The organism is Halomonas sp. BC04 (genome assembly GCF_000568385.1).
The window spans coordinates 1-9,394 of the sequence record NZ_AZQX01000218.1; the positions used below are offsets into that span (position 1 = coordinate 1).

General features: G+C 60.1%; 11 protein-coding genes and 2 pseudogenes. 3 read left to right on the forward strand and 10 right to left on the reverse strand.

Features of this window, described 5'->3' with window-relative positions; translation table 11 throughout:
- The first annotated feature begins 20 nt into the window (after nucleotides 1–20).
- The 3 genes from Q427_RS35410 (at nucleotide 21) to Q427_RS35420 (ending at nucleotide 683) form a co-directional block, all read left to right on the forward strand.
- Nucleotides 21–278, forward strand: coding sequence for an alpha/beta-hydrolase family protein (locus Q427_RS35410; RefSeq protein WP_269321254.1), 258 nt, complete (start codon nucleotides 21–23; stop codon nucleotides 276–278).
- Entirely contained in the window at nucleotides 221–448 is a 228-nt protein-coding gene (locus Q427_RS35415) for an alpha/beta-hydrolase family protein (RefSeq protein ID WP_043515388.1), read from the forward strand. Before Q427_RS35410 ends, Q427_RS35415 begins: the two co-directional genes overlap by 58 nt.
- A 112-nt stretch (nucleotides 449–560) precedes the next feature.
- Nucleotides 561–683: a hypothetical protein gene (locus Q427_RS35420; RefSeq protein WP_269321252.1), complete on the forward strand. Its 123-nt coding sequence runs from the start codon at nucleotides 561–563 to the stop codon at nucleotides 681–683.
- A gap of 30 nt (nucleotides 684–713) precedes the next feature.
- Here Q427_RS35420 and Q427_RS30260 read toward each other — a convergent pair whose 3' ends face one another.
- The 10 genes and pseudogenes from Q427_RS30260 to Q427_RS15155 form a co-directional block, all read right to left on the reverse strand.
- Complete coding sequence (locus tag Q427_RS30260) at nucleotides 714–1,907, reverse strand: pilus assembly PilX family protein (protein ID WP_081786024.1); 1,194 nt, start codon at nucleotides 1,905–1,907, stop codon at nucleotides 714–716.
- A gap of 18 nt (nucleotides 1,908–1,925) precedes the next feature.
- Nucleotides 1,926–2,570: a PilW family protein gene (locus Q427_RS32380; protein ID WP_081786025.1), complete on the reverse strand. Its 645-nt coding sequence runs from the start codon at nucleotides 2,568–2,570 to the stop codon at nucleotides 1,926–1,928.
- Nucleotides 2,567–2,995, reverse strand: a complete 429-nt coding sequence (gene pilV / locus Q427_RS30265) for a type IV pilus modification protein PilV (protein WP_081786026.1) — start codon at nucleotides 2,993–2,995, stop codon at nucleotides 2,567–2,569. The genes Q427_RS32380 and pilV overlap by 4 nt, the downstream gene beginning before the upstream one ends.
- A complete protein-coding gene (locus Q427_RS28985; protein WP_051496414.1) occupies nucleotides 2,995–3,426 on the reverse strand; it encodes a GspH/FimT family pseudopilin in 432 nt (143 codons plus the stop codon). The genes pilV and Q427_RS28985 overlap by 1 nt, the downstream gene beginning before the upstream one ends.
- Nucleotides 3,427–3,430: 4 nt before the next feature.
- Entirely contained in the window at nucleotides 3,431–3,895 is a 465-nt protein-coding gene (locus Q427_RS35425) for a type IV pilin protein (RefSeq protein ID WP_269321253.1), read from the reverse strand.
- A gap of 126 nt (nucleotides 3,896–4,021) precedes the next feature.
- Nucleotides 4,022–4,990: a 4-hydroxy-3-methylbut-2-enyl diphosphate reductase gene (gene ispH / locus Q427_RS15135; protein WP_043515391.1), complete on the reverse strand. Its 969-nt coding sequence runs from the start codon at nucleotides 4,988–4,990 to the stop codon at nucleotides 4,022–4,024.
- 134 nt (nucleotides 4,991–5,124) lie between these two features.
- Nucleotides 5,125–5,570: pseudogene (gene fkpB / locus Q427_RS15140) on the reverse strand (FKBP-type peptidyl-prolyl cis-trans isomerase).
- A gap of 43 nt (nucleotides 5,571–5,613) precedes the next feature.
- Nucleotides 5,614–6,129 (reverse strand): signal peptidase II, encoded by a 516-nt coding sequence (lspA, locus tag Q427_RS15145; RefSeq protein ID WP_043515395.1) that lies wholly within the window; start codon nucleotides 6,127–6,129, stop codon nucleotides 5,614–5,616.
- Nucleotides 6,122–8,955: pseudogene (ileS, locus tag Q427_RS15150) on the reverse strand (isoleucine--tRNA ligase). The gene lspA and the pseudogene ileS overlap by 8 nt, the downstream one beginning before the upstream one ends.
- A 10-nt stretch (nucleotides 8,956–8,965) precedes the next feature.
- On the reverse strand, nucleotides 8,966–9,394 hold a 429-nt coding region (locus Q427_RS15155), incomplete at its 5' end, for a riboflavin kinase (protein WP_331280645.1).

The window sequence follows — 9,394 nt, forward strand, 5'->3', positions numbered from 1 at the left end:
GCAGCGAAACCTGGCAAGCGGTGACCCGCAGCCGCGAGCTCGGCTCGCCGGCCTGGCTGCCGACCTTTCGCAACGGCTCGGTGGTGCGCTTCATGAACCAGTATCAGGGGCTGGAAATGCCTTATGGCGAGTGGGGGGATTTTCGGATTGCCTTCCTGCAGTACGGCAGTGACCCGATCACCTTCTTCGAGCCTGGTCGTTCTTCCGGGAACCGGAGTGGATGCAGGAGCCCCGGGCACCGGACGTCTCGCCGGAGCTGCGCTGGTATCCGGTGGTGACCATGCTGCAGCTGTTGGCCGACCTGACCATCGGCAACGCCCCGCCCGGCTATGGCCACTCCTTCTCGGCCAGGCACTACCTGGACGCCTGGGCAAAACTGATCGAACCGGAAGACTGGACCGAGGCCGACCTCGACCGGCTGCGCCAGCGCTTCGCCCCCGCGCCCTGACAGGGCCGGCCAACCCTGGGCACCAAAGCTGGGTGCCCCGAAGGGAGAGTGATTGATTACTCCACCATAAAAGGCTTATGTTGGTGGAAAGAGATGACAAAAAGGATTTGCCATGAGCGAGCAGCGCAGAAGCGTGATCAAGAGGGTCTATGTGCCCACCTACTTCCGGCAGCTGCCCAGCGGCGAGCGAGTCCAAGTGCCCGGGCATTATCGTGAGCAGGGGATGGGGGGGTGAGCCCCCCTCAACATCGCTTACACTCGTACTTTATTCCCAGCTACCAATTTGATAGCTTATTGATCCACCACCTGACGAGGATTCATTATCGCTTCCACCTGTTCCAAACAAGCTATTCTGAAGTTCACTCAAAACCTCCCTGTCATGAACAAAAGCAGATGCACCACCGCCATTCATTGTAATATTTGAATCACCCAGAGAGAAATCATCAGCATTCTGCTCGCCAGAGGATGACTTAGGCAAGTGAACCATAGCACCCACCAAGCTCCCGCCACCACCGCCGTTGTAAGTGATGCTCTCGCCTCTAACAAGTATCAAACCTTCAAAATAGTTGCTTCCATTCCAAGAAAAGTCGCCATCCACAACCAAGAGCCCACCAGGGGATTCACCCGGACCATAGCAAGAAGGCATCCCCCCTTCCTCCTCATCAGCATCTTCTCTAAGAGCACACCCCCCATCAAAGTACTTAACATTATCTAAAGATGATGATTTTGCGAAGCTCGAAAGCCCAGAGATGTCGTACAAATCTTCGTTATTATAAGACACTGACCTTGTCAACTCGCCATCCACACCCGCATGATTCCCCTCGTTCGTATGAAAAAATGTAACATTGCTCAAATCATCTGGATTCTGCACAGAAATAGAATATCCCTCATTGTAGGTTTCCTCACCGGGATTAGTCCTTCTTGAAATCGTAAATGGCCTGCTATTAGTATGGCTATACCCTGAGACACTCCCTAAAATTGTCAAAGGGTCAAAGTCTTCAAAATTAGGCCCATTATAACCCTCACTCATAGGGTTAAGCCAAACAACCAAAGGTTCGCTTTCCGCCACCCCTCCATCATCAATAACACCCATAGCAACAATATAATGCTCACCATCAATATCAACATATCGATAGTAACACTCGACACTTCCCGAGCAAGCATTACCCCTTATCTCCTCTCCATCAAAATTACTATCATCCTGAAATTCTTTCCAGCCGATCACCCTAATTGCATCAACAGAATACGACACAGGCTTAAAATCGCCAGGTTCAGGCTCCTCCCCCCACCCTGCGGAAGCAGCCCTTTCTGCCCCCATCTGCGCCTCAGAAGCCGCCTTGTAATTCCCCGCCAGGCGCTCATCAATAAGCGAGGACTGCATACCCGATAGGCCCAGCATCAGCGACATGGTCAGCATAGATAGAACGACGACCAGCGCTGCGCCTTTTTGATTTTCCATTGAAAACACCTCTATTAATCAGCACCCTGGAGGTCTTGACCAGGGCGGCCCAGTACATGACGGAGGCCCACCACCAGGATTATCACCATTGCCGTCGTTGCCGTCGTTGCCGTCGTTGCCGTCGTTGCCGTCGTTGCCGTTGCCGTTGCCGTTGCCGTTGCCGTCGTCAGCAATGGAGCCACCACCAACAGCTATTGTACGATTCATTGCGTTAAAAACAATATCTTCAAGTTCGCCTTTAAGCCTAAAAGTTATAGTGAAGAAACCATCCTCATAACTTTGGAATTGGCTTGTATTTTCAAATCCATCAACCACAGGCTGCCAACCATCTCCGTCAATATTCAGTCGCAGCGAAATAACACCATCACTATCATGTAACTCATAATAGCGGCATTCATCATCAACGCTCAGAGACAATTGTGCAGCTACAGCACTGCAGGATTCGGATTTTACCAAATCCGCCCTTCTAATATCCCTCACCAAAACATCTGCAGAAAAAGTCATCGCCGCCTGCTTATCACTCAACTCTTCAATTTTTTTGAAATTCTGAAAACCTGTAAAAAACAACTGACCAGCACCCAGAATAATAATGAGGCCAATCAGCAGTGCCACCATGAGCTCAACAAGAGAGAAACCTTTGGAGTGACGCATCGTCTGTTTCATGGCTCAGGTCGACTCCCAGGCAGACGGGTTGTGTAGGTAAAATCCGCATCCCCACTATCACCCAGGCGCCCATCACTCCATTTCAAGACAACGTCGAACACACACTCATCACCACTGGGCGTAACACTTGTTTCCAAGCCTGGAATGAAGTGCTGCCAGCGAGCCTCCCAGGCTGCTTCTTCATCGCCTAGATCAGGACACTCCATTTCATCGGCATTGAACCTAGACCAGAGCAACTCGACAGCATCCTTCGCAGCCAAGGATGCTGCAGCACGTTGATACCCGACATGGGCACTCTGCAGAGCCTTGATCTGCATGGCGGCCACGCCTAACAGGCCGATTGATAAAACCAAAAGTGCGATCAGGGCCTCGATTAGCGTAAAGCCACGAGCGCCGCTTCTGGTACGCACCACATGGCTTTGCATCACCCTCTCCCCACCCTACCAAAACTGCTGATATTGATGGTCCTGTCGCCAGCAGACGTATGACCAATCATTATGGAACAACCTCCAGTACACGCAGGCGACTCAACACGCCCCTTGCTATTGAACGATATCTCCAAGTCTCCAGAAACTTCGACACTGCCACTACTGCCAGTGCGAGAACGAAGCATGTTGCTCGCTGTGACCTCATAACTCCATGGAGCTGTACTCTCAGCTTTAAAAGTAACGTCCTCACGTCGCTTGATGGCTTCGCTTCTCGCATAGTTCAAGCCAGACAGAATCTCGTTATAGTCACTGGCCAGGCGATTACTGGCGATCATGCTCTGAAACCCCGGCACGGCTATGGTGGCCATGATCGCCATCACGGCAATCGTCACCAGTAGCTCAATTAAAGTGAATCCATGTTGACGCATCGTTTCACCAGCACCCTGACTCGGGTGTCGTCTTCCCGGTCTGATCAATGGTCAAAGTCTTACAATCCGCCTTCACCTGATTGCCGCTATGAGTGGCGGTCAAGGTAAAGGAGGTGGGTGACGGTGGGCCAGTGATTTCATAGTAGCCGTCATCCGAGTCCGCCGGCAGGCTGACGCAGCCCTCATATGTATAATTGTTTGTAAAACAGCGCTCCAGCTGCCCGGCAAGTTCCATCAGCTTGGCCTGCCCATCGCTGACCCGTGCACGCTCCACATATCCCTGATAGCTCGGTATCGCAATCGCCGCCAAAATGCCGATCACGGCTACCGCTATCATCAGTTCGATGAGCGTGAAGCCGGCGGTATGCCGGATGATGGCTGGCGTGGCCCGGGAGCGGCCCGGGATGGCTTGCTTGATCAAGCGGCGCGTCTCCATGGTGGCGGTACGTTTTGTTTCAGTATGTATCATGCCATCCTCTGCCGCTAGTGCGGCATCAAAAAAGCCGGACCTTTGCCCGGCTTCCCTGCCTATACCAATGACTGGTTTTCTGATAATACCCGCATCAGTTTTCTCCTACCCTCCTGCCCAGCATGGCTAGTCGCTGATGATCACGCGCTCCCGCAGCTCACGGGGCATGGAGAAGGTGATGGTCTCTTCCCGGCCGGCCAGCTCCTCCGGTGCCTGGGCGCCCAGGCCCTGCAGCCGTTCGATCACCCCCTTGACCAGCACCTCCGGCGCGCTGGCCCCGGCGGTGATGCCGATGGTGGCGACACCCTTCAGCCAGTCGGGATCGATCTGGGCGGCATCGTCGATCAGGTAGGCCGGCGTGCCGCTGCGCTCGGCCAGCTCGCGCAGGCGATTGGAGTTGGAGCTGTTGGGGCTGCCCACCACCAGCAGCAGGTCGCTGCCGGCCGCCAGCTCGCGAACGGCATCCTGGCGGTTCTGGGTGGCGTAGCAGATGTCATCCTTGCGCGGCCCTTCGATCTCGGGGAACTTGGCCCGCAGGGCGTCGATCACCCGGGCGGTGTCATCCATGGAGAGGGTCGTCTGGGTGACGAAGGAGAGCCGCGACGGGTCCTTGACCTGGAGCGTCTCCACGTCGGCCTCATCCTCCACCAGGTAGATGTCACCGCCATGGCGGGTGTCGTAGCGCCCCATGGTGCCTTCCACCTCGGGGTGGCCGGCATGCCCGATCAGGATGCACTCCTGGCCGTGCCTGGCGTAGCGCAACACCTCCATGTGCACCTTGGTGACCAGCGGACAGGTGGCGTCGAACACCTTGAGGCCGCGGCGTTCGGCATCCTCCTGCACGGCGCGGGAAACGCCATGGGCCGAGAAGATGACGATGACGTCATCGGGCACTTCATGGAGCTCCTCGACGAAGATGGCACCGCGCTCGCGCAGGGTGTCGACCACGAAGCGATTGTGCACCACCTCGTGACGCACGTAGATCGGCGGACCGAAGACATCCAGCGCGCGATTGACGATATCGATGGCGCGGTCGACGCCGGCGCAGAAGCCGCGGGGGTTGGCCAGCCTGATTCGCATGGAGTTAGCTTGCATGGTTACGTCGCTTGATGCGTCAGGGCATCTGATAATGGTATTTCAGTCCAGGGCTATCTCGGCGACAGGCAAAAGACTTCTTTTTTCGGCCTGCCCCCGACGCCCTTCTGACGGAAGAGCATCCAGATATCCGCTCAGTGTGTCTTTGCTGGCCTCACGCTATCACCTCCACCTCGAAGGTCAGGGTACGCCCTGCCAGCGGGTGATTGAAGTCCACCTCCACCTGCTTGCCCTCGACGCTGGTGATCACGCCGGGCAGCTCGCCCCCGGCCGCGTCAGCGAAGGACATCACGGTGCCGACCTCGGGCTCGATATCCTCGAAGTCGTCGCGGCTGAGCAACTGAACGTTCTGCGGGTTGTGCTGGCCGAAGGCGTGCTCGGGAGTGATCTCGAAGTTGCCGCACTCGCCGTCGGTCAACCCCTTCAGCGGATACTCGAAGCCCGGCGGCAGGTTGCCGTCGCCCATCTGGAAAGTGGCGGGCTCCTTGTCGCGGGTGGAGTCCACCACGGTGCCATCTTCCAGCTTGAGGGTGAAGTGCAGGGTGACTTCCATCCCCTCGTCGATGCGGTATTCACTCATGATTGCTCTCTGCTGTCTCTGTCGTGTCGCGGCATGGACGCTGTCAGCCGCGACGGCGCGCCTGCTTGCGCCCCTCGAAAATGGATTCCCAGATCAGGCCGATGGCCCCCAGGGTGATGCCGATGTCGGCCACGTTGAAGGCAGGGTAGTACCAGCCGGCGACATGAAACGACAGGAAGTCCACGACGTAGCCATGCACCAGGCGATCATAGAGGTTACCCAGTGCCCCGCCGATGATCAGCGCCAGCGAGATCGCCAGCAGGGTCTCGTCGCGCTTGAGCCGCGTCATCCAGTAGGTCAGGCCGATACTGGCACCCACGGCGACGACGGCGAAGAACCAGCGCTGCCAGCCGGGGCTGTCGGCCAGGAAACTGAAGGCCGCGCCGGTGTTGTGCAGCAGCGTCAGGTTGAAGAACGGCAGTACCTCCACCGGCTGGCCGTAGGTCAGCAAGCTGGAGGCCAGCGCCTTGGTGCCCAGGTCCAGCACGATCCAGGCCGCCGCCAGCCACAGCCAGCGCAGCGGCCGCTGCATCGGCTCCCCACCAGCAACATCAGGCATAGTGACGCACTTCCCCGGCGCCCTGGGGCAGGTTGCCGATACAGCGGCCGCAGAGATCCGGATGCTCGCTGTGGGATCCGACGTCCTCGCGATGATGCCAGCAGCGCTCGCACTTCTGGTGCGGGCTGGCCGACACCGCCACCCTGAGGCCGTCGAGCTCGGTGGCCTCGGCGCCCTCTCCCTCTTCCAGCGGCGCCAGGCGCACCTCACTGGTCAGCATCACGAAGCGCAGCTCGTCGCCCAGCTTGGCCAGGGTCGCCTGCAGCTCGTCGCTGACGTAGAGGGTGACCTCGGCGGCCAGGCTGCCCTTGATGGTCTTGGCGTTGCGGGCGTCCTCCAGGCACTTGTTGACCGCCTGCTTCACCTCGAGTACCTGCTCCCAGAAGTCGCGGCCCAGGGGGGCGTCATCGGCGAGGGTCGAGAGTCCTTCATAGTAGGTCTCGAGCAGCACGCTATCGCCCCGCTGGCCGGGAATATGGGCGTAGATCTCCTCGGCGGTGAACGAGAGGATCGGTGCCACCCAGCGGGAGAGCGCCTCCACCACCTGGTAGAGGGCGGTCTGGCAGCTGCGCCGGGCCAGGGAGTCGGCCTGGGTGGTGTACTGGCGGTCCTTGATCACGTCCAGGTAGAAGCCACCGAGCTCGCGGGAGCAGAAGGTATGCACCTGCTGGTAGACGTCGAGGAAGCGGTACTCCTCATAGGCCGTCTCGATCCGCGCCTGGAGCTGTGCGGCGCGATCCACCACCCACTGGTCCAGCGCCAGCATGTCGTCGAAGGCCACCTGGTCCCGGCTCGGCTCGAAGCCGCTGAGGTTCGAGAGCAGGAAGCGCGCGGTGTTGCGGATACGCCGGTAGACGTCGGCAGTACGCTTGAGGATCTCTCGGAGACCGCCATTTCGCCGGAGTAGTCGGTAGAGGAGACCCAAAGGCGCAGGATGTCGGCGCCCAGCCTGTCCATCACCTCCTGAGGCGCGACCACATTGCCTAGTGACTTGGACTGCTTGCGCCCCTGCGAATCCACGGTAAAGCCGTGGGTCAGCAGCTGACGATACGGCGGATGCCCATCAATGGCCGAACCCGTCAGCAGCGACGAGTGGAACCAGCCACGGTGCTGATCGGAGCCCTCCAGATAAAGATCGGCACGCGGGCCCCCTTCATGGCCATGGGGGTGCGAGCCGCGCAGCACGTGGCGGTGGGTGGTGCCGGAGTCGAACCAGACGTCCAGGGTGTCGGTGACCTTGTCGTAATCCGCCGCCTCATCGCCCAGCAGCTCGGCCGGATCGAGCCGGAACCAGGCGTCGATGCCCTCGACCTCGACTCGCTTGGCCGCCTCCTCCATCAGCTCGAGGGTGCGGGGGTGCAGCTCGCCGGTGGCCTTGTGCAGGAAGAAGGGGATCGGAACGCCCCAGTTACGCTGGCGCGAGATGCACCAGTCGGGGCGGTTGGCGATCATGCTGTGCAGCCGCGCCTTGCCCCAGGCCGGGGTGAAATGCGTCGCCTCGATGCCCTCGAGCGCCCGCTCGCGCAGGGTGCGGCCGTGACTGCCCTTGATGTCCATGCCCACGAACCACTGGGCAGTGGCACGGTAGATCACCGGCGTCTTGTGGCGCCAGCAGTGCATGTAGCTGTGGGTGATCACCTTGTGGGCCAGCAGTGCGCCCACCTCACGCAGTTTTTCGACGATCTGCGGATTGGCCTTCCAGATCATCTGGCCACCGAAATAGGGCAGGTCGTCGACGTAGACGCCGTTGCCCTGCACCGGGCTCTTGATCTCCTCGAAGGTCATGCCGTGGGCGCGGCAGGTGACGAAGTCGTCCACGCCGTAGGCCGGTGCCGAGTGAACGATGCCGGTGCTACCCACCTCGGATTCGACGTAGTCGGCCAGGTAGACCGGCGACAGGCGATCATAGAAGGGGTGGCGGAACTCGATCAAATCGAGCGCCTCGCCCTTGGTGGTAGCGATCACTTCACCGTGGAGTTCATAGCGGTCCAGGCACGACGCCACCAGTTCCTCGGCCAGCAGCAGCAGGCGCTCGCCGGTGTCCACCAGGGCGTAGGTGAACTCGGGGTGGACGTTGAGCGCCTGGTTGGCCGGAATGGTCCAGGGCGTCGTGGTCCAGATCACGATGGCGGCGGGCTTGGACAGCTCGGGCAGCCCGAAGGCGGCCGCCAGCTTGGCCTCGTCGGCGGCCGGGAAGGCGACATCGATGGCATCGGACTTCTTGTCCTGGTACTCCACCTCGGCTTCGGCCAGGGCCGAGCCGCAGTCGAAGCACCAGTTGACCGGCTTGAGCCCCTTGAACACGTAGCCGGCTTCGACCATGTCGGCCAGGGCACGAATCTCACCGGCCTCGTTGGCGAAGTCCATGGAACGGTAAGGGTTGTCCCAGTCGCCGATCACGCCCAGGCGCACGAAGTCGGCGAGCTGGGTCTCGATCTGGGCAGTGGCGTAATCGCGGCACAGCCCCCTGGCCTGCTCCGGCTCGAGATGCTTGCCGTGGGTGGTCTCCACCTTGTGCTCGATGGGCAGGCCGTGGCAGTCCCAGCCGGGCACATAGGGGGCATCGAAGCCCGCAAGGTTCTTCGACTTGACGATAATATCTTTCAAGATTTTATTGAGGGCGTGACCGATATGGATGCTGCCGTTGGCGTAGGGAGGGCCATCGTGCAGCACGAACTGTTCGCGCCCGCGGCGCTCTTCACGCAGGCGCTGGTAGAGCTTCATGTCCTGCCACTGCGACACCTGACCAGGCTCACGCTTGGGCAGCATGCCGCGCATGGGGAAGTCGGTTTCGGGCAGATTCAGTGTGTGCTTGTAGTCGCTCATATCCTGGGGGTCAGCCGTCGTCGTGGTCGGCGGGGCGTCCCGCCGAGAATTCGGAAGCCACGGCCTCGCGCGCCAGGGGCGCCGATGCCAGTGGAAGTGTGTCGTCTGTCAGGCCGGTGCCGGCGGCCCCGGGGTGGGCGGCGAAATAACCCCGGGCGCGCACCTGGTCGGCGCCGATCTGCCGCTTGAGCTCGGCGAAGTCGTCGAACTTCACCTCGCCGCGCAGCTTGGCGCAGGGGAAGGCCGCGAGCCGTTGGCCGTAGAGGTCGCCCTCGAAGTCGAACAAGTGCACCTCCAGCACCGGGCGACGGCTGCCCATCGTGGGCCGCCAGCCGATATTGGCCACGCCCGGCCAGCGGCTGCCATCGGGCAGCTCGGCCACCACCGCATAGACCCGTGCAGCGCCAGGGCAGCGGCAGCAGCGGCAGGTTCGCGGTGG

Bases quoted from the DNA above. Each gene is read 5' to 3' on its own strand.
- Q427_RS35415 (WP_043515388.1), top strand. From the start codon at position 221: ATGCAGGAGCCCCGGGCACCGGACGTCTCGCCGGAGCTGCGCTGGTAT.
- Q427_RS35420 (WP_269321252.1), top strand. From the start codon at position 561: ATGAGCGAGCAGCGCAGAAGCGTGATCAAGAGGGTCTATGTGCCCACC.
- Q427_RS30260 (WP_081786024.1), bottom strand. From the start codon at position 1,907: ATGGAAAATCAAAAAGGCGCAGCGCTGGTCGTCGTTCTATCTATGCTG.
- Q427_RS32380 (WP_081786025.1), bottom strand. From the start codon at position 2,570: ATGAAACAGACGATGCGTCACTCCAAAGGTTTCTCTCTTGTTGAGCTC.
- pilV (WP_081786026.1), bottom strand. From the start codon at position 2,995: ATGCAAAGCCATGTGGTGCGTACCAGAAGCGGCGCTCGTGGCTTTACG.
- Q427_RS28985 (WP_051496414.1), bottom strand. From the start codon at position 3,426: ATGCGTCAACATGGATTCACTTTAATTGAGCTACTGGTGACGATTGCC.
- Q427_RS35425 (WP_269321253.1), bottom strand. From the start codon at position 3,895: ATGATACATACTGAAACAAAACGTACCGCCACCATGGAGACGCGCCGC.
- ispH (WP_043515391.1), bottom strand. From the start codon at position 4,990: ATGCAAGCTAACTCCATGCGAATCAGGCTGGCCAACCCCCGCGGCTTC.
- lspA (WP_043515395.1), bottom strand. From the start codon at position 6,129: ATGCCTGATGTTGCTGGTGGGGAGCCGATGCAGCGGCCGCTGCGCTGG.